Annotated in this window: 17 protein-coding genes, 1 pseudogene and 1 riboswitch; of the genes and pseudogenes, 8 read left to right on the plus strand and 10 right to left on the minus strand. The window is 69.2% G+C overall.

Going from position 1 to position 21,017, the window contains the following annotated elements:
- Window positions 1-136: 136 nt before the first annotated feature.
- Window positions 137-2,359: an MMPL family transporter gene (locus tag ACFSKW_RS06805; RefSeq protein ID WP_379570303.1), complete on the minus strand. Its 2,223-nt coding sequence runs from the start codon at window positions 2,357-2,359 to the stop codon at window positions 137-139.
- The gene (locus tag ACFSKW_RS06810; RefSeq protein WP_379570305.1) at window positions 2,356-3,498 is read right to left on the minus strand and encodes a serine hydrolase domain-containing protein; all 1,143 of its coding nucleotides are present in this window, start codon (window positions 3,496-3,498) and stop codon (window positions 2,356-2,358) included. Before ACFSKW_RS06810 ends, ACFSKW_RS06805 begins: the two co-directional genes overlap by 4 nt.
- 269 nt (window positions 3,499-3,767) lie before the next feature.
- On the opposite strand from ACFSKW_RS06810, the gene ACFSKW_RS06815 reads away from it, so the two are divergent.
- The 5 genes and pseudogenes from ACFSKW_RS06815 (at window position 3,768) to ACFSKW_RS06830 (ending at window position 8,430) form a co-directional block, all read left to right on the plus strand.
- Window positions 3,768-4,949, plus strand: coding sequence for a sensor histidine kinase (locus ACFSKW_RS06815; RefSeq protein WP_379570307.1), 1,182 nt, complete (start codon window positions 3,768-3,770; stop codon window positions 4,947-4,949).
- A complete protein-coding gene (locus ACFSKW_RS06820) occupies window positions 4,946-5,638 on the plus strand; it encodes a response regulator (RefSeq protein ID WP_379570309.1) in 693 nt (230 codons plus the stop codon). The genes ACFSKW_RS06815 and ACFSKW_RS06820 overlap by 4 nt, the downstream gene beginning before the upstream one ends.
- Before the next feature lie 472 nt (window positions 5,639-6,110).
- Window positions 6,111-6,368 (plus strand): annotated as a pseudogene (locus ACFSKW_RS54980) (hypothetical protein); the annotation flags it as partial.
- Window positions 6,369-6,393: 25 nt separating this feature from the next.
- Window positions 6,394-6,555, plus strand: coding sequence for a hypothetical protein (locus tag ACFSKW_RS54985; protein ID WP_465264723.1), 162 nt, complete (start codon window positions 6,394-6,396; stop codon window positions 6,553-6,555).
- A 642-nt stretch (window positions 6,556-7,197) separates the two neighbouring features.
- Window positions 7,198-8,430 carry an alpha/beta hydrolase family protein gene (locus tag ACFSKW_RS06830; protein WP_379570311.1) on the plus strand — a complete coding sequence of 411 codons (1,233 nt, stop codon included), beginning with the start codon at window positions 7,198-7,200 and terminating at the stop codon, window positions 8,428-8,430.
- 346 nt (window positions 8,431-8,776) lie between these two features.
- On the opposite strand, the gene ACFSKW_RS06835 is transcribed toward ACFSKW_RS06830, so the two are convergent.
- The 4 genes from ACFSKW_RS06835 to ACFSKW_RS06850 form a co-directional block, all read right to left on the minus strand.
- The gene (locus tag ACFSKW_RS06835; protein WP_379570313.1) at window positions 8,777-8,983 is read right to left on the minus strand and encodes a hypothetical protein; all 207 of its coding nucleotides are present in this window, start codon (window positions 8,981-8,983) and stop codon (window positions 8,777-8,779) included.
- 453 nt (window positions 8,984-9,436) lie between these two features.
- Window positions 9,437-10,057: a DsbA family oxidoreductase gene (locus ACFSKW_RS06840; RefSeq protein WP_379570315.1), complete on the minus strand. Its 621-nt coding sequence runs from the start codon at window positions 10,055-10,057 to the stop codon at window positions 9,437-9,439.
- Between the two features lie 15 nt (window positions 10,058-10,072).
- Window positions 10,073-11,653, minus strand: a complete 1,581-nt coding sequence (locus ACFSKW_RS06845; protein WP_379570317.1) for an MFS transporter — start codon at window positions 11,651-11,653, stop codon at window positions 10,073-10,075.
- Complete coding sequence (locus ACFSKW_RS06850; RefSeq protein WP_379570319.1) at window positions 11,646-12,629, minus strand: zinc-binding dehydrogenase; 984 nt, start codon at window positions 12,627-12,629, stop codon at window positions 11,646-11,648. Before ACFSKW_RS06850 ends, ACFSKW_RS06845 begins: the two co-directional genes overlap by 8 nt.
- 86 nt (window positions 12,630-12,715) lie before the next feature.
- Between ACFSKW_RS06850 and ACFSKW_RS06855 the strand changes: the two genes are divergently transcribed.
- Both ACFSKW_RS06855 and ACFSKW_RS06860 read left to right on the plus strand, forming a co-directional pair.
- Window positions 12,716-12,940, plus strand: a complete 225-nt coding sequence (locus tag ACFSKW_RS06855; RefSeq protein ID WP_379570321.1) for a helix-turn-helix domain-containing protein — start codon at window positions 12,716-12,718, stop codon at window positions 12,938-12,940.
- Window positions 12,941-13,854: 914 nt separating this feature from the next.
- Window positions 13,855-14,013: a hypothetical protein gene (locus ACFSKW_RS06860; protein WP_379570323.1), complete on the plus strand. Its 159-nt coding sequence runs from the start codon at window positions 13,855-13,857 to the stop codon at window positions 14,011-14,013.
- A gap of 41 nt (window positions 14,014-14,054) precedes the next feature.
- Here ACFSKW_RS06860 and ACFSKW_RS06865 read toward each other — a convergent pair whose 3' ends face one another.
- On the minus strand, window positions 14,055-14,765 hold the full coding sequence (locus ACFSKW_RS06865; protein WP_379570325.1) for an SDR family NAD(P)-dependent oxidoreductase: 711 nt from the start codon (window positions 14,763-14,765) through the stop codon (window positions 14,055-14,057).
- A gap of 26 nt (window positions 14,766-14,791) precedes the next feature.
- Window positions 14,792-15,643 carry an imine reductase family protein gene (locus ACFSKW_RS06870; RefSeq protein ID WP_379570327.1) on the minus strand — a complete coding sequence of 284 codons (852 nt, stop codon included), beginning with the start codon at window positions 15,641-15,643 and terminating at the stop codon, window positions 14,792-14,794.
- A gap of 66 nt (window positions 15,644-15,709) precedes the next feature.
- Between ACFSKW_RS06870 and ACFSKW_RS06875 the strand changes: the two genes are divergently transcribed.
- Entirely contained in the window at window positions 15,710-18,835 is a 3,126-nt protein-coding gene (locus tag ACFSKW_RS06875) for an AfsR/SARP family transcriptional regulator (RefSeq protein ID WP_379570329.1), read from the plus strand.
- Here ACFSKW_RS06875 and ACFSKW_RS06880 read toward each other — a convergent pair.
- Both ACFSKW_RS06880 and ACFSKW_RS06885 read right to left on the minus strand, forming a co-directional pair.
- On the minus strand, window positions 18,809-19,729 hold the full coding sequence (locus tag ACFSKW_RS06880) for a PhzF family phenazine biosynthesis protein (RefSeq protein ID WP_379570331.1): 921 nt from the start codon (window positions 19,727-19,729) through the stop codon (window positions 18,809-18,811). The genes ACFSKW_RS06875 and ACFSKW_RS06880 overlap by 27 nt on opposite strands.
- A gap of 71 nt (window positions 19,730-19,800) precedes the next feature.
- The gene (locus ACFSKW_RS06885; protein ID WP_379570333.1) at window positions 19,801-20,679 is read right to left on the minus strand and encodes an MBL fold metallo-hydrolase; all 879 of its coding nucleotides are present in this window, start codon (window positions 20,677-20,679) and stop codon (window positions 19,801-19,803) included.
- Between the two features lie 13 nt (window positions 20,680-20,692).
- Window positions 20,693-20,760, minus strand: a riboswitch (guanidine-III (ykkC-III) riboswitch).
- Window positions 20,761-21,017: the final 257 nt, after the last annotated feature.

The following is a 21,017-nucleotide window of genomic DNA, read 5'->3' on the forward strand; positions in this document are numbered from 1 at the left end:
CGTGCCGTTGGCAGGCCGGATCAAGCGCCGGAAGGTGCTCGGTGGGCTGATCAACGAGTATCACCGAGCAGCGTAGCCGTTTCGGGGAACGCGCAGTTCAAGCCCTATGCGATGGGTTTTGACGCGGTACAGGCGGCTATGGCGAGCCCCAAGAGGCTGGGGCCCGGTCGGGTGCCGGGGCGGGTTCGGGCGCACGGTCCTGCGGGTTCGTGGTAGGTCGAGGGCGTACCGGCCACCAGACGGCCCGACCGAGCAGTGCGGCGAGTGCGGGGACCAGCACCAGCGACACCACAAGCGCGGAAACCATGATGCCCAGCGTCATCGCGAAGGCGATCTGTTCGTTGCCTGAGGATGTGGCGAGGCTGGCGAAGGAAGCGGCTAGCACCACGCCGGCCGTCGTGATGGCCGGTGTCGTGTGCCGTACGGCACGGGCCACGGCGGCGCGGGCCGGACCTGGTCGCCGCATCTCCTCCCGGATCCGGTCGGTGATCAGGATGTTGTAGTCGGTGCCCAGGGCGACGACGAACAGGAACAACACGAGCGGGAGGGTGAAGCTGACGCCCGGCTTGCCGAGTATGTGCTGGAACAACAGGGTGGCGGCGCCGAGGGTGGCGGCGAAGCCGAGCCCGACGGAGAGCATCAGGATCACCGGCGCGAGCAGGCTGCGCAGGAGCAGCAGGAGGATCAGCGCGATCAGCGCGGCCGCGACCGGGAACACGATCGTGAGGTCGTGCTCGACGGCCGTCGAGATGTCGGCGATGATCGCCGGGGTCCCGCCCACGTGTGCCGTCGTCCCGGCGGGCGTGTGCTGGGCGACCGCGGCCCTGATCGGTCCGGAGGCCAGGTCGCGGGCCTGCTGGCTCTGCGGGTCCGCGGTCGGATAGAGGTCGATCCTGGCGGCGCGGTGGTCCTTGTTCAGGACGGTCTTCGCGACCTGGCCCACACCCTTAACCCGGGTGAGCGCTCGCGATAGACCGTCCAGCCGGTCTGCGGTGAGGGCGCCGTCGTCCTTGGAGGTGACAAAGACGCTCGTCGGGTCCGACACGCCGGCCGGCAGCGTACGGGAGATCTCGGCCGCGGTGGCTGCGGCGGGGGTCTGGGTGCCGGGGCTGCCCTGGCCGTAGTCCATGCGGATGCCGATCAGCCCGGCGGCCAGTGCGGCGAGCAGGGCGACAGAGGCGGTCAGCATCATCAGCGGGCGTCGCGTGACCAGCTCACCCAAGCGGGCGGCACGGCCCTCGCGCGTCTCGCGGTGCAAGGCCGTGCTGGAGGGCCAGAACATCTTGCGGCCGGTGGCCGCGAGCAGCGCCGGCAGCAGGGTGAGGCTGCCGAGCAGCATCACCAGGATCGCGACGGCGATCGCGGGGCCCATCGAGCGAAACTGCCCGAAGGTCGCCAGTCCCAGCGTGGCGAAGGCGGCCACGATGGTCAGCGCCGCCGAGGTGATCGCGGTGCCCACCCGGCCGGAGACCTGCCCGGCCACCTCACGGGCTGACTGCTCGGGCCTGGCCCGCAGTGCCTCGCGGAAGCGGAACAGCAGGAACAACAGGTAGTCGATGCCAATGCCGAACAAGACCACGTTGATCAGTCCGGGGGTGCTCGCGTCGAGCTTGAGCCCGGTGATCATCGCGGCGCCCGCGACGGCACCCGCGGCCACGAAGCCGATCAGGGCGACCGCGAGCAACGGCAGCAGGGCCGCCAGCACGCTGCGAAACACCAGCACGTTGAGCAGGATGATGAGCCCCATGATGAGCCCGCCCCCGACCGTCGTGGTGATCTTGCGGGAATCGACGGTGTCGACGGCGTCGGCGAGAGGCCCGGTGAAACCGGTACGCATCCCCGCCTCTGAGAACTGCGTCCGGGCGGCGTCCCTGAAGGTCCGGTAGACGCCCTGGACGCCCCTATCTGCACGATTGCCGATCAGCTCGACGGAGAGCAGCTCGAAACTCCGGTCGGGCGCCGTCATCGCCGGGGCGATCGTGGGGGTCTGGGAGCGGTCGGGGACCAGGTACTGCTGCGGGCCGTCGTCCTCCCTCGGCATGATCACCCGGCGCTTGGCCAGCTTCGCCGCCTCGGCCTCGATCCGCTCCTGGTCAGCGGCGCTGAGGGCCTTGCCGTCGGAGCGGGCGACCAGCACCGTCACCGTGGTCGCGTCGGGATTCACCCCGAACCGCTCCTCGGCGATGTTCAGGGCGGCGGCCGAGTCGTAGCTACGGGGCAGGAAGTCCCCGGTCTGGTTCTGGGTGACCCGGTCGAACAGGGTCGGGATCAGGGCGCTCAACGCGACGCCCAGCACCGCCCAGAGGGCGATGACCTTCCATGGGTGTCTGGTGGAGTATCCGGTCAAGGCGCGGATCACGACGTGCTCCGGCGGACGGAAGCGGCGCAGAGTGCGTTGTCGATCAGGCGGGCCGTGGCCTGGCCCTGCTCTCGCGTGCCGGGGTAGGTGGTCCGGGAGACGATCACGCTGGTACGGCCGTCCTGGGTGACGGCGTTGTCGGTGATGAACCCGGGGGTGCCGCCGGGGTGCGTCCAGGCCGTGACTCCGCAGCTCAGTCGCTGCTTGGCCATACCCAGCCCGAACTCCCTGCCGGGCACGCCGACGGGGACCGTGGTCATCATCTTCTTCAGCTGTTGCTGCGACAGCACCTGCCCGCCCAGCAGTGCACGCCAGAACCTGACCAGGTCTTCTGTGGTGGTGACGGCCTCGCCCGCCGCGCCGGCCCAGCCGAGGCTGAGCAAGGTGGAGCGGAACGGGCGCGCGGTTTTGGCGTCCTCGGTGTAGGACTGCACGTGCGGCTTGGGCAGGAGCGGGGAGTCGCCGGGCAGGGTCGTGTTCCGCAGCTTCAGCGGCTTGATGATCCGGCGCGTCACCTCCTCGCGCCAGGAGTTCCTGGCGGCCCTCTCGATGATCATCCCGGCCAAGGTGTAGTTGATGTTGGAATAGCTCCAGCGGGAGCCGGGGGCGAACAGCGGTCGATGGCCGACGCTGAGCGCCACCAGCCGCCGCGGGCTCATGCGCAGGAACCGGTAGGTGCGGTAACCCCGCTCCGTGTGCATCTTCTTCTCGATGTCGCCCACGGAGTCGTGCAGGCCGCTGGTGTGCTGGAGCAGGTGCTTGACGGTGATCGCGCGCCCGTCGTTGCCGTTGCCGCGCACCAGCCCGGGAAGCCACCGCTCGACGCTGTCGTTGACCGAGAGCCGCCCTTCCGCTTCGAGCTGCAGGATCACGGCGGCGACAAAGGTCTTGGTGTTGCTGCCCATCCGGAAATGCCCGCCACTCGGGACCGGCACCTGACGGCCCAGCACCGCCGTACCACTGGATGCGGCCAGATCGGCGCGGGGCGAGCGCACCCGAGCCTGCACGCCCAGCGTGCCGGCGTCGCGGATCGCGTCCAGGTCCGCTTGCAGGGCCGCCCGGTCGTAACCGGGGGAAGACGCGTGCGCCGGGCTCACCGCCAGCACACCGGCCGACACGGCCACGGCCGCTGTCGCCACGACCGCATGGAATCGACGCTGGCCAACACTCATTTTTGCCTCCTGGCAGATGCATCTGGTGCCGGGGGTTCCCGGCCGGTATCCAGACCATCAGTCAGAAGAGCGGCAAACCTCCTGGCAGCGGATGATCCTGACCGGGGCCCTGAGGCCTTCCCCAAGGCCGCGACCAGGACCCTGGTCCTAGTCCAGGTCCGCGCGGTGAGAGCATCGCGACTGCTGTGCAACCCTGGTTCGGGGGCCAAGAGGCCTGATACAGGGGGAAGTCAGACATGTCCAGGAGCCGATACGTCGGGTCCGGCGATGCCCGGGAGCTGCCGTGGAGCCGTAACGACGCCCTCGTGACGGGCGGCGCCTGCGTGATGAACCTGCTCAGCTACGTGTTCTTCAACGCCTCCGACGGCGTGCACACCGTGAGCGTGACCGGGTTCCTCTTCGTCGCGCTGACAGCGCTGCCGCTGCTGGCCCGGCGCCGCCACCCGGTGGCGGCGCTCGCCGCCGTCCTGGCACTCGACGCGACGGCCACCCTGACCGTGCCGCTGCCCCGGCACTTCGGCGCCGTGCTGGTGGTCGCTCTGTACTCGGCGGCCAGGGCCTGCCCCGGCCGCGTGGCGGCGCTCGCGGCCGTCGTCACGGTAGCGGTGACGCTGCTGAGCCAGAGCAACGGCCGCATTCCGCCCTGGCAGGACGCGATCACCCCGCCGCTCACCACCCTGATCGTCGTCGGCGCCGCCATGGCGATGAACCGCTGGCAGCGGGAGGTGAACGCCAACCGCAGGCTCCTCGCCGACCGTGCGGTGGCCGACGAACGCCGCCGCATCGCACGGGAGTTGCACGACATCGTGGCCCACCACATCACCACCATGCAGCTGATGGCCGGCGGAGCGCGGGCCAACTTCGCAGAACCGGAGGTGGTCAAGGAAGCCCTGGTCACCCTGGAGTCCTCCGGGCGGCTCGCGTTGCGCGAGATGCGCCAGCTCCTGGACGTACTGCGGGACAGCGACGAACCCGAGGTCGCGCCGTCCCAGCCCCAGCCTGGTATCGACGACCTCGGCCGCCTGGTGGCCGAATCCCGCTTCGCCGGAGTGCCGACCGAGTTCAGCGTCCACGGGCAGCGGCGCCCGTTGCCGCCGACCGTCGGCCTCACGGTGTTCAGGATCGCTCAGGAGGCCCTCACCAACACCCGCAAGCACGCGGGGGCCGCCCGCGCGTCCGTGGAGCTGATCTACCGTCAGGATCGAGTCATCGTCGAAGTACGCGACGACGGCGGGGACGGCCCGCCACAGGAGGGGGCGCGCGCCGGCGGATACGGCCTGATCGGCATGCGCGAACGCGTCGCCCTGCACGGCGGCACCCTCACCGCGGGCCCGCAGGCCGACGGGGGGTTCGCCGTGGTGGCCGACCTGCCGCTGACCACGGACGAGGCCGTCCAGCACGAAGGGGCGCACCGATGACCGCGCCGCCGATCAGTGTGCTGATCGTGGACGATCAGTTGCTGGTACGGCGCGGCCTGTCGCTGATCCTTTCCCCCGACCCGTCCTTCGAGGTCGTGGGAGAAGCCGAGAACGGCGCGCAGGCAGTCACCCTTGCCCGCCAACTACGCCCCGACGTCGTGGTGATGGACATCAGGATGCCCGTCCTCGACGGAGTCGGCGCGACCAGGGAACTCGCCTCCACCGTGCCCGGCAGCCGGGTCCTGGCCCTCAGCACCTTCGACATGGACGAGTACCTCGTGGGCGCCCTGCGCGCCGGAGCCTACGGGTTTCTGCCCAAGGACAGCTCACCTGAGGACCTGAGCGCCGCGATCCGCACCGTCCACGCCGGCGACGCCGCCGTCGCGCCACGCCTGCTCACCCGGCTGATCTCCACCTACGTACGGGCGCCTCACGGCACCCGGCCGACACCCACGGGCCTGGACGAACTCACACCCCGCGAGGTCGAGGTATGGCGGCTGATGGCCACGGGTCTCGACAACACCGAGATCTCCCGCACCCTCGGCCTCAGCCTCTCTACCGTCAAGAACTACATCACCAGCATCTTCGACAAGCTCTCCGTGCGCGACCGCGCCCAAGCGGTCATCGCGGCCTACGAATCAGGCCTGGTCACCGCCCGCCCGGTAACCGGGAACCCGCCCACCGGATAGCGCGGCCTGCCGGTGCGGATGCTTTCACACCACCGCGTCACCACCGTCCACGGCCGTCGTCCAGTTTCCCGGCCGGAATGGCGGCCGTGACCTGTGTTCCCACGGCGGTGCCGTCAGTCGACACGTCCGTAGAAGAGGGTCAGTCCACATAAGCCCAGAACCCATATTCACGATCTTGAGTGGAACCGACAGGCTGGGTGTGGGTTGACATAAAGAGACATATCAAGCACCGCGACCTGGGGAAACACGGCATTGATCGTTATCGTGCCGGACTTATCCCTGCATGTTCGAGCCGGAACCCCTGCGACCGCGGCACCTTTCCGGGCGCATTCCGGCCGCGCCCTGACCAGGAGAAGCACGGCCGTCGGGTAGCCCCGGCGCATTGCTGCGCCGGGGCCCCCTCAGAACCGGGCGAGCGGGCTTTCCCCGCACCACGGCTCAAGCAAGCCCCGAGGACGTCGCGGGCTTGATGATGCTCGCGGCGCTGGCCCGGTGGTTGCCGGCGGTGCTGCGCGCTCATCGGCTGGTCACCCCGGCGACGTTGCCGGCGTTGCATCGTCGTCTGCTGCGACGGGCCTGGACCTACCCGCATCGGCCCGGACGTCCAAGGACGAGTCGGGAGATCCGGAATCTGATCGTTCGCCTGGCGATGGAGAACCCCGCGTGGGGCTTTCGACGGGTGCATGGTGAGTTGGTGCGGCTCGGCTACGAGGTTAGCGACGTGACCGTGCGGCGCATTCTGCGCTCGCGCCGTCCTGAACGAATATCTCGATCACTACAACGGGCATCGCCCGCATCAGGCTCGTGGGCAACGACCACCCGATCACGACGAACCGGTGATGGTGCCAATGGTAGGCCGGATCGAACGCCACAAGGTCCTCGGAGGAGCGATCAACGAGTACCGCCGAGCCGCATAGTCGGCTGGAGAAACACCAGCTCAGTCCCTACGCGCGAGTTTTGACGCGGTACAGGCGAGTAGGGCCAGGACGGTGCTGCCCAGAAGGGTGAATCGAGCGATCATGCGCAGATCCGTTCCGTAGAGGAGGTCAGAACGGCAGCCACTGTGCAACAGCGGTACCCGCGCGGTAGGCGGCTTGATCAACACTTGGCCAGGCGAGAAGCGCACCCCGGACCGGAGTGCCCGCCGTGTCTTCCCGCTTGGTCTTGAAGGTCTGGCTTGATCGGTGGACCCCAGCCGCCGTCCGAAACGCCCAGCCAGGCGAGGGGGCGAAGGCGGCACGAGCAGGCTCGCTCGAATCAGCAGAGCAGGCGGCGAGATCCGTGAAACGGCGGCTTCTGTACGGCGAGAGGCTTGATCCATTCTTGACACGGCGGCAGGCGGACCCTGGACTGGCGTGCCCGCCGGAAGCTTCCGGCTTGGCGACTTCACCGACCTGGCCGAGGCCGCGTAGAACCACCTTGTCTCCGATAAGCGGCGCGTCGGTCGGCATGCCTACATCGCAAGGATGACCTGGCCCGAGATATCGGCACGACGGCCGACGCGGTACGGCACAGCCCGCGCCTAGCGTCGTCGCCGTACATCTTCGAAAGGCGAATTCATGCGTCATCTGGCCTTCGCGACCGGCTTGCTGCTCATGGCGAGCACCACCTCGTGCGCGTCGGTGTCCGCTCCGGAGACGGGGAGCGTCTCGGTGGACCGCCCGTCCCGCAATCCCTCCCCGAACGCCCCCGCGGAGCCGCCTAAGACGGCGCGTACCGTCGCGCTTTCGCTCCCGAAGCCGTCCGGCTCCCAGCCCGTCGGCATCACCTCGCTGCACCTCACCGACACCGCCCGCCCCGATCCCTGGGATCCCGGGGCAAGGGCCAGGGACCTCATGGTCTCGCTGTGGTACCCCGCCACGAAGACGAGCGGCCGGCCGGAGCCGTACATGAGCATCAAAGAGTCGGAGCTCACCTTGAAGGGCGCCGGCGTCACCGGCGTCCCGTCCGATCTGCTCGCCCGCACGAGCACCCACGCCGTCAGTGACGCCCCGCCGGCGGGCAAGGCGCGCGAGCTGCCCCTGGTCGTCCTTTCCCCCGGCTTCGAAAAGACGCTCAGCTCGCTCACCGGCCTCGCCGAGGACCTGGCGAGCAGAGGCTACGTCGTGGCCGCCATCAGCCACACGCACGAAAACCTCGCCACCGTCTTCCCCGACGGCCGCGTGGCCACCTGTACGGCCTGCCAGGTCGAGCCACACGACCAGAGCTTCTGGGACAAGGTCGGCGCCACCCGGGCCGACGACGTCTCCTTCGTCCTCGACGAGCTGACGGGCCCACGCCCCAGATGGGAGGGGTCCCGGCTTATCGACCCGGCCAAGATCGCCATGGTCGGTCACTCGGCGGGCGGCGCCAGCTCGGTGGCGGCCCTGCTGAAGGATCCCAGAATCAAGGCCGGCATGAACATCGACGGCCTGGCCATCGTGCCCGTGCCGACGAGCGGGCTGGGTAAGCCCTTCCTCTTCCTCGGCGCGCAGGCCACCCGCACCCCGGGCAGCCAGGAGGCCGCTTCGTGGGAGACGGCCTGGCAGCACCTGACTGGGTGGAAGCGCTGGCTTGTGGTCGTCGGCACCGAACATGCCTCCTTCACCGATACCGCACTGCTCGGCGAGCAGGCCGGTTTGGATACCGGCGCCACGCTGCCCGCCGCCAGGTCGATGGAGATCACCCGCGCGTATGTGGCAGCCTTCCTCGACCTGCACCTTCGCGGCACACCACAGCCCCTGCTCGACCAAGCCTCGGCGAGCTATCCAGAGGTCAAGGTCTGCGCGGTCGAGCAGAAGAGCTGCGCCTGATCTCAGGCAAGGAGCCGGGGCTCTCGAACTCGGCGACGGGCTCCCGGGTGGTGACAGAAGGCCGGACGTTTCGGGGGTGGACCTGCAATGAAGCCGTTTCGTACGGTAAGTTCCCGCAGGCCAGCACGGGTGACGAACGGGTCGGCGCGGGGTCACTGGCGTACGTTCCGGTCCGATACAGCTCGTCTCGGATCTTGGTTTCGGGGCGGATCGCCTGGTGGGTGACGCCGGGTGATGGTGATCTTTGTGTCCGGAAGTCTTCCGTAACGGACAAGACCAATTCATACTGTCGGGGCATGACGAGCATCCCGGCTGGTGGAATCTTCCTGGCTCCGGGCGCGGAGGGTCAGTTGCAGCAGTCGCATCCGGGGCGACAGTCGCAGGTGTCTGCCTCGGTGTCGGCGGAGGGGCCCGCTGCGGCGGCCGGGGTGGCGCAGCAACCCTTGGCCTGCCAGGCGTCGCGGCCCTCCTTGACGGAGATCGCGGCGATGATGAGGGCGGCGATCCACATCTCGCCCGGCCACAGCAACAACATCAACTTCTTGGGCGTCATCAATGTCGATGTGGAAGCGGAATGGCCAAGCTTGACACCGGGGGATGGCGGCTGTTGCGGGCCGCGCAGCTGAGTGAGCTGGGGCTGACGCCCTGAGCGGTCTTGGCACAGAAGGTGGCGATGGCCTGCGCGGTGCGCGGGCCATCGTCGTGGTGCGGCGCGCTCGTGCATCACGGGTTGGCAGGTTCGGTGAGTTCGATCTCGATTGCCAGCACGCCGAGGGTCTCCTTTCCCGAGCCGTGGATACGGCGGATGTTGGCCGACTGCTGCTCGCGGGGCTGTCGAGGTCGACATTGGCGGGACCGTCGGCATCGAGTGTCGCTTCGAAAGCTTTATCGGGCGACGCGCTTGGCGCGGGAGAGGCGTCGTCGCGGCCCTCCATGACCCAGATGCGGATCTCGATGGTCTGAGGGTGGCCAGGTCGAAGTGGCGAAGGCGGCAGGCGGTGATGGCTCAGAAGCGGGTCGCGCGGTCGAGGAGGCGTGCCAGAGCGGCAGGTTCCTGAACGGCCGAGACCGGCGGGGCTCCGTCGATGACGAGTGCAGGCACGCCTCGGATTCCCCTCTGGGTGGCGCGGCGTTCATCGGCTCGGACGTCAGCGGTGAACGCGTCGCCGGTCAAGAGTTCTCCTACCTGGGCGCGATCAAGTCCGGCCTCGACGCTGAGCGCTTGGAGAACCTCCGGGTCGGCGATGTTGCGGCCTTGGGTGTGGTAGCCGTGAAGGAGACGTTCCATAACGGCGTCGGCCAGGCCGCAGGTGGCGGCCAGGTGGATCAGGCGGTGAGCGTCGAAGGAGTTGACGGGCCGGGCCTGGTGCAGGTTGAGTTCCAGTCCCTCGGCTGCGCCAAGCGCTTGGATGTGGGCCACCCGGGCGCTCGCTCGGGCCGGGTCGTTTTGGTAGGTGGCGATCACCTGCGCCGCCGTCAGGCCGGGGATGGGGCTTCCGTCCGGATCGAGTTCGAAACTGCGCCAGACGACGTGCACATCGTTTCGGCCTTTCAGGGCGGTGGCCAGTCGTCTCTTGCCGATGTAGCACCAGGGGCACAGTACGTCGAAGTAGGCCTCGACTTGCATGATCGTTCGGTCCTTTCAGTCGAACGCCGGGGTGGGCGTCGTGGCCTGCTCAGGCTGGCTCGGTGGTTGTGGCGGGGTTGCGCGCCGCAGGGTCAGGGTCAGCAGGGCGAGCGCGATGAGCAGGGGGATCGTAATGAGCGCGTGCACGTGAAGGCTGTGGGCGAACGCGTCCCGGGCGGTCTGGGCAAACGGGATGCCGAGACTGTCGGGGAGTCGCTGGGCTGCCTGGAGTGCGGCGGGCAACGTCTCGCTGGCCGCCTCGGCGACCGTGGCAGGGACTCCGTCGGGTGTATGGCCGATCATGTAGCTGCCGTAGACACCGGTGGCGATGCTGCCGAGCACGGCGATGCCGAGCGCGCCGCCGAGTTCGGCGCCGGTCTCGGAGATCGCTGAGGCGGCCCCGGCGCGTTCGGGTGGTGCCGCGCCGACGACCAGGTTGGTTCCCAGTGCCATGAACGGGGTCAGCCCGGCGAAGAGAAGAACGGAGCCGGACACCAGGGTGACGGGGTTTCGGTCCACCTGTGTGAGCAGGATGGGACCGATGACGGCGAACGCGGCTCCGGCACTCATGAGGACGACTGGGCGGATTCGGCCGGTGAGGCTGGAGACCACCAGAGCCACGACGGTCCCGGTGACCGCGGTGGGCAGCTGCCACAGGCCGGCCTCCAACGGAGAGAAACCGAGCACCAGTTGCAGATATTGCGAGGTGAGCAGGCTGGTCCCGAACAACACGATCCCGACCAGCACCATGCCTGTGACGGAGACGGCGAAGGCGGGGATACGGAACAATCCCAGGTCCAGGAGCGGGTTGGACAGCCGCCGCTGGCGGCGTACGAATACCACGCCGATCACCAGGCCCGCGACCAGGACACCGACGGACGGCAGCGCGAAGCCGTGGACGGCGAGATCCTTGATGCCGAACACGATCGTCAGAGGAGTCAGCAGCGACAAGACCACACTGACCGCATCCAGCCGCCCCGAAGCCGAAGCGCGGGATTCAGGGACCAGGAAAGGGCCGGTGACCAGCAGCAGAGCCATGGTCGGAACGGCGAGCAGGAACACCGCCCCCCACCAGAAGTACTGCAGCAGCACACCGCCGACCAGCGGGCCGAGCGCACCGCCGCCCATGAAGGCCATCATCCAGATCGTGATGGCCAGGGTGCGCTGCCGGACGTCGGCGAACAGGGCGCGGATCAGCGCCAGCGAGGACGGCGCCAGGGCGGCGGCGGCGACTCCCTGGACCGCCCGTGCCGCGATGAGCAGGCCGGCGTCGGGCGCGTATGCGGCGACAACGGATGCGCAGGTGAACGCGACGGCGCCGAGCAGCAGGATTCGGCGGTGCCCGAAACGGTCGCCGAGCATGCCCATCGTGACCAGTGACCCGGCGACCATGAAGCCGTAGATGTCGGTGATCCACAGCAGCTGGGAGCCGTCGGGCTGCAGACCGGCGCTCAGGCTCGGTAGTGCCAGATAGAGCACCGACATGTTCATCATGACCAGGACGGCGGGCATGCCCAGGACCGCCAGGGCGGTCCACTCCCGGATTCCGGCTCTGGCGGGGGGTTCGTGGGCCTTGTTGGCTCTGTTCTCAGCCATGGACATGGCCGTCGGGGATGAGCAGGGTCTTGCCGGTGGTGGTCCGGGACTCGATCGCTCGGTGCGCGGCGGCTGCCGCCTCGAGCGGGAAGGTCTGGCCGATGACCGGCCGCAGCTTCCCGTCGGCCGCGAGGTTCAGCGCGTCGACGATGAGAGCGCGGGTCTGGGCGGGGTTCGGTGCGGCGGTGAGGCCGATGACGCCGATGGAGCGTGCCCGGAGTTCGCCTTCATCGAGTTCGGCGTCGGCGCCGCTGGCCATTCCGTAGATGCTCACGCGTCCGCCTTCGCGTAGCGCGCCGATCGCCTCGGTGCCGATCCGGCCGCCGACCCCGTCGAAGACGAGATCGAGTCCGGCGCCGCCGGTCGCCTCCGCTACCCGATCCAGCCAGTCAGGCCGGGAGTAGTCGACATAGGCGGCCGCGCCCAGCGAGGTGACCAGCCCGGCCTTGCCGGCGCCTCGGGCGGCGCCGATCACGTGGGCATCTGCGGCGGCGGCGAGTTGCACTAGCAGGCTGCCGACGCCCCCTCCCGCAGCCTCTACGAGAACCCGCTGCGACGGCTTGATCTCCGCCTGCCGGTACAGCAGCAGAGCCGTACGCCCATCGGCCAGGAGCGCGACCGCGTCCTTGAGCTCCAGACCCGCGGGAACCGGAACCGCGTCGCGCGCCCGAGCCAGCGCCAGCTCCGCGTAACCGCCCTCGCCGCCGGTGGTGGTGACCACAACTGTTCCCATCAGGGCCGGGTCCACGTCTGCTCCGACGGCGACGATGCGACCGCCCACGCCATTGCCGGGAATGCGGGGTAGCGCGGGCCTGCCGAACGGCCCGTCGCCCGAGCGCACCTGCGTCTCGACGAACGTGATACTCGCGTACGCCACCGCGACGAGCACCTGCCCCGGCCCCGGCACGGGATCGTCGACCTGTCGTATCCGCAGGACCTCCGGCCCTCCGAACTCTTCCATCACCACGGCCCGCATGACACTTCCCCAAACGGATAGATTCGCTTCGTTTGATGGAATCTATAACGGAGTGAATCGCTTCGCAAAGCGGCTACAGTGTGCGCATGGCCCGCAGAGCTCCCCGGCACGCAGAAGCCGAACGCAACGACCAGGCCCTCCTGGAGGCCGCCAAGAAGGTCCTGGCCGTGGACGGAGCACATGCATCGGTGGCGACGATCGCCGCACGCGCCGGAGTCGGCATCGCCAGCCTCTACCGCCGCTACCGCTCCAAGGACGAGCTCTTCCAGCATCTGTGCGCGCTCACTCGACCAGTGGATTCAGGCCGCTGAACGCGGCCTGCACCACGACGACCCGTGGGAAGGGCTCGCTCACTACATCAGCGCCTGCATCGAGTTCAGCGGCGGCTCCCTCGGGCCGCTGGCCGGCACGATCGCCGTCACCGACGAGATGGCGGCCAAGTTCACCAGATCCGACGAGCTGATGCGGGACCTGGTGGCCCGCGCACACTGCCGGAGTGCTCAGACCGGACGCCACGGCCATGGACATCTCGCTCCTGATCGAACAACTCGGCAAGTCTCCCCTGATCGAACAACTCGACCGGCAGGGCCACACCGACCTGACCGACGCAGCCCACATCAACTTGAGTCCTACACCCTCACCGACATGCAGGTACCCGGCCTCGCCACGACCCCCAGCCCCGCTCCTGAGCCACCATGAGCCGAAGCGCGGCCAGTCCTGACCCGTGTTCCGACCGCACACGTGGGGCGGTGCCGTCCGGCCGCGCGGCCGCATGGCGCTTGCCGTTCAGCTCTGAGGCCAGAACTGAAGCACTGCCTCCTCGAGTCCTTCGTAAGGGCCAGGATTGTCGTCTATAAACAAGTCCTCATCCGAGACGTCCGCTTCGTCTGGATCTTCGTTCAGCTGGCGCAAGATGATGCGTAGTTGCCACACCTGACCCTTCTGACCAAGGTCGAGGACAGCGTGCTGATCGCTAGCATCCATCATCTCGATTGCGCGGACCGTGCCAGAGGTGGACCGAAGATTTCCGACCCACGTTTCGCTGGCGAGCGCCTCTCCGGTGAACGTCGGATCTGGAGGGCTTGAGTTCCAAAGCTCTAGTCGGACGTCGACCCTATGGTGGGCGAAGGAGGAGTTCAGCCTTACCGCATTGAAGGCATGGAACCCTGTCCGGTGCCAGAAACTGGCAATGAGGGTCTGAGCTGGTCTTCTAGGCTCGGCTCTCGTGCTGTTTCGACTTCTGTATCTGCTGGTGGTCAGGGTGTTCGGCTGGTTGGTGCTGCTCGGCTATGCCCACCCAACTCAGCCGGAGGAGGACACAGGCCTGCCGCCGAGCTTCATCTTCACCGACCGCCCCCTCGGCCAAGCCCTCCATGGGGCATGATCTTCTTCCCGGGCGAATGCGGGAAGGCGTGATCATAGCGGTCAGGACGCCCCCAGGTATCGCGCGCCGCCGTCCACCGTGAGCGTGGCCCCGGTGGTGAAGGTGGCTTCGAAGGCGAGGAAGAGGACCGCGGCCGCAACCTCCTCCACCTGCCCATGCCGCTTCATCGGCGTGAGCTCATCGCCCAGCTTCTCGAAGGCCGCACGATCCTCGTCCGACGCCACGATGCCCATAGTGGGGGTCTTGACGAAGCCCGGGCTCACCATGTTGACCCGGATCCCCCTCGGCAGGAGCGCCGCAGCGACGCACCTCGCCATGGCACCGATGGCGGCCTTCGCGCCCGAGTACGCGGTAAAGACCGATCCGCCTCCCGTCTCGGCCACGGAGGTCGTGAAGACGATCGAGCCGCCGTCCGCGATCAGCCAGGCAAGACGCTGCACGACGAAGAACGGTCCCTTGGCGTTGACGGAGAAAGCCCGGTCGTATGACTCCTGCGTCACCGCCTCGAACGGCTCGATCGTCGCGGTCCCGACGTTGACGAACACGAAGTCCACCTGGCCCAGCCGCTCGGCCGCAGCCCGGCCCAGCCGCTCAATGTCCGCCATGTCCGTGACGTCCGAGCGCACCGCGTGCACGGCTGGCGACATCTCCTGGAGCGCGGCCACGTTGCGCCCGGTGGCCAGCACCTCGGCGCCCGCCTCCGCCAGCGCTTCCACCACGGCTCGGCCGATGCCGTGGGTGCCGCCGACCACGACTGCCTTCTTGCCTGCGTACCTGCTCATCGCATCTCCTTTCTGAGGTAGTCGAGCAACCGCGTCGCACTCTCGCTGCCGTACCCGTCGGCGACAGCCTGCTCCAGCTGCGCCTGCTGGGCGACGAGCCAGTCGACGGGCAGGGCCGCGTCCCGGCTCGCCCGTACGACGTGGCCGATCGCGAGCGCGTTGGTGTTGATGTTGGACACGTCCGTGGCGTGCTCGCCCTCGTCGATGGCCCGCGCGTTCTCGAGGCTGGCCATCGGCCCGATCACGTGGGTGAGCCACGCGTTCGCGTACGGCTGGAACTCTGTCGCGCTGACGCCGGCGGTGCTGACCAGCGCTTGCGCGTGCGCCAGACCCTGGCCCGCCGCGTACAGGATGGCCAGCAGCGCGAGGTCGTACAGGAGCGGGACGCCGGGATCCTCGGCCAGATGGACGGTGCCGCCGCCGAAGACCCGCAGCATGGGCGCGCAGGACTCGAAGAGATCCTTCGGCCCTCCGTAGAAGAGCTGTGCCTGGGGCAGGCCGATCATCTGCGGAACGGCCATGATCGCCCCGTCGAGGTAGGCGGCGCCCCGCTCGGCCGCCCACGCGGCCGCCTTCCTGGCCTCGGCCGGGGTGCCGGACGTCAGGTTGATCACGGTACGGCCGTGCAGGTCGGCGGTCGACAGCACTTCGTACATGACCTCGTATGTTGACAGGCAGACGATCATCGTCGGGCTTGACTCGGCCGCCGAGGCCAGCTGGGTCACGGCCTCGGGGACCGCAGTGTCCGATCTGTTCCAGGCGGTCGTCGGATATCCGTTGTGAGCCAGCGCGGCGGCCAGGGCCTTGCCCATGAGTCCCAGGCCGATGACTGTTACAGGAGTGTTCATGGCACCGAGCTTGCCGGGCGGGGGTTCCGGTTCGATGCCGGTCGGATGCCGCCGTACCGTGGTCTCATGCGTTTCGGGGTGCTGGGCCCGCTTTCCGTGCGGGGGGAAGACGGCGAGGTCGATATCCCCGAGGCGAAGGTCCGCACCGTGCTTGCCGTCCTGCTGGCCGACCACGGGCGCGTGGTGCCCGCCGACCTGCTGATCGACGTCCTGTGGGGCGAGCGGCTGCCGAAGCATCCTGTGGCCGCGTTGCGGGCGAAGGTGTCCAGGCTGCGCAAGGCCCTTGGCGATCCGGCGCTCGTGGTCTGGCGCGCTCCCGGCTACCTCCTGGACTCCGGGGACGTGGACGCGGGCCGCTTCGGGTCGCTGGTCGTGCGCGCCCGGGCGGCCGAGGATCCCGCGGAGAAGACCACCCTTCTCGGTGACGCGCTGGCGCTGTGGCGCGGACCCGCGTTCGTGGAGTACGCGGACGAGGAGTTCGCCCGCGCGGCCGCCCTCCGGCTGGAGGAGCAGCGGCTCGCCGTGATCGAGGAGCAGGCGGAGGCCCGGCTGGCGCTCGGCGAGCGGGGGCTGTCGGCCGAGCTGGCCGACCTGGTCGCCCGCCACCCGCTCAGGGAACGCCTGCGCGCTGTTCACCTGCGGGCCCTCTACCACGACGGTCGGCAGGGCGAGGCGCTGAACGGTTACCAGGAGATCCGCACCCGGCTGGCCGAGGAGCTGGGTGTGGACCCGGGCCCGGAGCTCCGCGCGCTGCACCAGTCGATCCTGCGCCGGGACCCCGCGCTCGGTCCTCGCCGCACCAACCTGCCTGCCCCGCTCACCGAGCTGGTCGGTAGGGAGAAGGCCGTCGAGGAGGTACGCGAGCTGCTCGCCGCTGCCCGCATGGTCACCCTCACCGGCCCAGGCGGTGTCGGTAAGACCAGGCTGGCGCTGGAGGCCGGCGCCCGGCTGGCCCCCGCCTACGACGACGGCGTGTGGCTGGCCGACCTGAGCGCGCTCGACCGGCACAGTGGCATGGACAGGGTGGCCGAGGCGGTGGCAGCCGCCCTGGGCGTCAGCCACGACGTGGTGGACCGCCTGGCCGCGGCCGTGCGGAGCAAGCATCTGCTCCTGCTGCTCGACAACTGTGAGCACGTGGTGGGCGCGGTCGCTGAGCTCGCCGAGCGGCTGTTGACGAGCGCGCCGGGGCTTCGGGTTCTCGCGACCAGCCGGGTCCCTTTGGACATTCCCGGCGAGCATGTGCACGCCGTGCCGCCGCTGGACATGGGCAGCGCCGTCCGGCTGTTCGCCGCGCGTGCCGCCGCCGCGGCGCCGGGTTTCGCCATGGACGAGCCCGCCGTGGAGGCCATCGCCAAGCGGCTGGACGGCCTGCCGCTCGCGCTGGAGCTGGCCGCGATCCGGGCCCGCGTGCTCAGCGCCCGCGAGCTGGCGGCCCGGCTCGACGACCGCTTCCACCTGCTGGACGCGGGCCGGCGCGGCGCCCCGCTGCGGCAACAAACGCTCCGCGCCATGATCGACTGGAGTTGGGAGCCGCTCACCGGCTCCGAACGTGCCGTCCTGCGTCGGCTCGCCGTCCACGCCGACGGTTGCACGCTGGAGGCGGCCGAGACGGTCTGCGCGGGAGACGGCGTCCGCTCCTGGGAGGTGCTCGGCCTGCTGGCGCGGCTGGTGGACCGATCCCTGGTGGTCGTGAGCCACGGCCGGTACCGGCTGCTGGAGTCCGTACAGGCCTACTGCCTGGAGCGCCTCGACGAGGCTGGAGAGCCGGAGGCCGTGCGGGAGCGGCACGGGGCGTACTACACCGCGCTGGCCGTATGCGCCCGGCCGTTCCTTCACGGCCCCGACCAGGGGCACTGGCTGCGCCTCCTCGATGCCGAGGCCGCCAACCTGCGCTCGGCGCTGGACGATGCGGTACGGCGGCGCGCCGCGGACCGGGCGCTTCGGCTCGTGACCGCGCTGTCCTGGTACTGGTTCCTGCGCGGCCGCCTCGGCGAGGCCCGCCGCTCACTGGAGCTGGCGCTGACGCTCGGCGGCGACCAGGAAGCGCGGGCCGTGGCCGCCGCTTGGCACGCCGGCGTGAGCCTGCTGATCCGCGATCAGCCCGCGGCGGTCTCGCCGGGGCACCTCGACGAGCTCTGCGCTCGGATCGCCGACCCGCGGGCCCGTGCCGAGGCGCAATGGCTCCTCAGCCTGGCCCACTCCGGCTTCGACGACCCGTCCGTCAGCCTGGGCCTGGCGAGCCGGGCGCTCACGACGTTCCGCGCGCTGGACGACAAGTGGGGAATTGCTGCGGCGCTGAGCGTCCACGCCTCCCATACCGCTGTGCACGACCTGGACGCGGCCGGCCGCGACGCCGAGCAGAGCCTGGCGCTCTTCCGCGAGCAAGGCGACCGCTGGGGATTGCTGCAGGCCACGCACCTCCTCGGCTTCCTCGCCCAGATCAGCGGCGACTACGAGCGCGCCCGCGCCCTGCACCGCGATGCCCTGGACGTCGCCGAAGACCTCCGGCTCTGGCCCCAGGTCGCCGACAGCCTCGCCATGCTGGGCCGGATCGCCTTGCTCACTGGCTCGTACGCCGAGGCCGACCAGTACCACGAGCGGGCCAGGCGGCTGGCCGCCGACCAACTGAACACCCGCACGGAGCAGTTCGCAGAGGTGGGCTTGGGCCTCGCCGCCAGGCGACGCGGTGACCTCGACACCGCAGAGCGGCATCTGCGTGCCTGGCTGGACTGGTGCCGCCAGTGGCGAGGCGATCCAGGCACCGCGCTCATCCTGGCCGAACTGGGCTTCGTCGCCGAGCTCCGCGGAGACCCCGGCATGGCCTTCGACCTGCACCGGGAAGGGCTGGAAGCCGCCCTAACCACTGGAGACCAGCGCGCCGTGGCGCTCGCCTTGGAAGGGCTGGCAGGAGCATACGTGGGCGAGGGCGACCACCGGACGGCGGCCCGCCTCCTGGGTGCCGGCTCAGCAGCCCGTGACTCAGTGAGGGCTCCGTTGCCAGCGGGCGAGCGGGGTGACGTCGACCGAATCGCGGCCGCCGTCCAGCGCGCCATAGGGGCGGACGCCTTTGCCCGCGAGTTCGCCCGCGGCCGCCTGATAGGTACCGACGTGGATTGGCGGCAACTCGGCGCCGCCGCGGTCGCACATGCGGAAGTTCTGGATGCCTCACTGCGGCGTGTGGTGGTCGACTAGGAATGCGGCGCCACCCACGCAGACGTTGCGGCTCTTCCCTTTGGTCAAGGTGAGGACCGCCGAGCGGCCGGCCCGGGTGTACTGGGCGATCTGCAGCTCCTGGCCGTCGCTGACGTGCGGGTCGGCGCTGACCTGGGCCGCGCTCGAGACACCGGTGGCCCGGTCCACGACGAGGTTCCGGCCGAGGTACGCGTTCACCTGGATCACGTGTTCGGGCAACGATGTGGTGCTGTTGCGGCAGAACATGTGGATTCCGTTGATGTCCAGTTCGCGCTGCAGGGCCATCAACCGGTCGTAGTTCACACTGTTCAGTTTCCCGCGCAGTCGCGCGAAGGTGGCGGGTGTCACTTCGATGGTCAGTTTGGGTGATCCGACGGACAGGATCGGCAGGCCGTCGGCCAGAGATGGCAGTGGCAGGTGGAAGATCTTCTCCAGTGCCTGTTCGTGGCCGTGCGCAATCCGGGGCTCCTGGGAGACGAAGTGCAGCATGACCTTTCGGGCACGGGGAAGCGAGGCGCGTGCGGAGCCTCCGGTCGACGTGGTGATCAGGAGGTCGTGGCCTGGCTTGGTGAGCCCGGTCTCGGCGAGCGTGTGTGCGGCGCCGATGAAGCCGTGGGCGCACGCGCCGAGTGCTCTGCCGGTCGGGGTCAGGACAGTGAGGTGGAGCTCGTACCCGTAGGGGCCGTCTGGCGCGCGCGGTTCGCGGACGGCGTCGATGAACACGGTTTCGGGAGTACCGGTGCGGCGGGCCAGCGCCTGGCGCTGTCCCACGTCCCAGGTCCCGACGTCGGCGCCCATGACGACGGCGAAGGGGTTGCCAAGCCCGCTGTGCGGATCGCGGATGTCGACGAAGGCCGAGCCGAACACGACGGAGGTCCGGTGCGGCAGCGTCACCGGCCGGCCCACAGGCATCGCGGCCGGGGACGAGGTGGCATCGGGCAGGGGGTCCGATGCGTTCCTGCGGCTCATGCGTTCGGCCAGAGGATGAAGAGGGGGTAGGCACGCCGGCTGGGCCGGTCGCCGATCTCCTTGATCGCCGCACGGATCTCGTGCAGGTGCCCGGTGGTCATCTGCAGTGGGGGCTCGTCGGGCTGGTAGGTGGTGCGGATCGGGTAGTCCACGCCTGGCTGCCTGGTCATCTCGATGTGGCAGCCGAGGACGTGGGTGACGGGTCGGCGGTCAGAAAAGTCGATCAGGCGGTCGATGGTCTGGGCGAAGGCCGACCAGTCCTGGATGTAGAGACGACCCGGGTAGACCGTGTCGCCAGTGAGCAGGAACCCGGTCCACCGGTCGTAGAACGTGACCGCCGCCTCGTGGTGGCCCGGGGCGGCCAGGCACTCCAACACGCGGTCGCCCAGGTCGACCTGCGCCACGGCGTCGGGATCCTTGCCGAACCCGAAGTACTCCCAGGCGGTGACCAGGTCCGCGCCGACCACCGTGGTGTCGGGGCGGTCGGTGAACTGATCGTCGCCCGCGACGTGGTCGCCATGCGGGTGGGTGTGCAGCACCAGCAGGTGGTACTCCTCCCGGGGGTGGCGGGCGAGCCAGCCGGCGACGAGCTCATCGACCACCTGGAGCAAGGGAAAGAACTGGGCGGATGCCGTGGCACCGGTGTCGATCAACACCGCCCGCGCGTTTCCGAACAGCAGGAACAAGAACGGCGCCTCGTAGTCGATCGCCATGTTCTGCCGCAGGATGAACGTGTGCTCGTCGTACGCATGGACCTGGATGTCCGGATCGGTGTTGTGCTTGGCCGACGGTGAGCCGTGAATCCACCGGACATCCAGCGCACGAGGCTGGGGAGTCACTCCAGTGAAATCGACCAGGGGAATGCCCGCATCCATGACGTCTCCTTCGAGTGCGTCGTCTTAGCGGGCCGGGTACGGCGCACATCTCGTCCGGGGCAAGCACGTACGGGCTTCCGCGGCGACGGTACCACGACAGCGATCAGCTACTCTTCGCCGCCGTGGATTGTCCTGGGTGCCTGTCGCCGCGGCAAAGCAGTGTTTGAGGATCCGCGACGCCTCTACGCCGCGCAGGTGCTGATGATCAGCGGCCAGCAGCGCATCCTGCTCCATCACGTCACCTTCGGACCCGCATCTACGAGTTCGAAGCCTGGGGCACCAGTCCCTAGGCTCGCCCTGCAGGGATGGCGGGCGCCGCCACGCAGTGGACTGCGCCG

It is taken from the genome of Nonomuraea mangrovi (genome assembly GCF_042681425.1).
GTDB lineage: Bacteria > Actinomycetota > Actinomycetes > Streptosporangiales > Streptosporangiaceae > Nonomuraea > Nonomuraea mangrovi.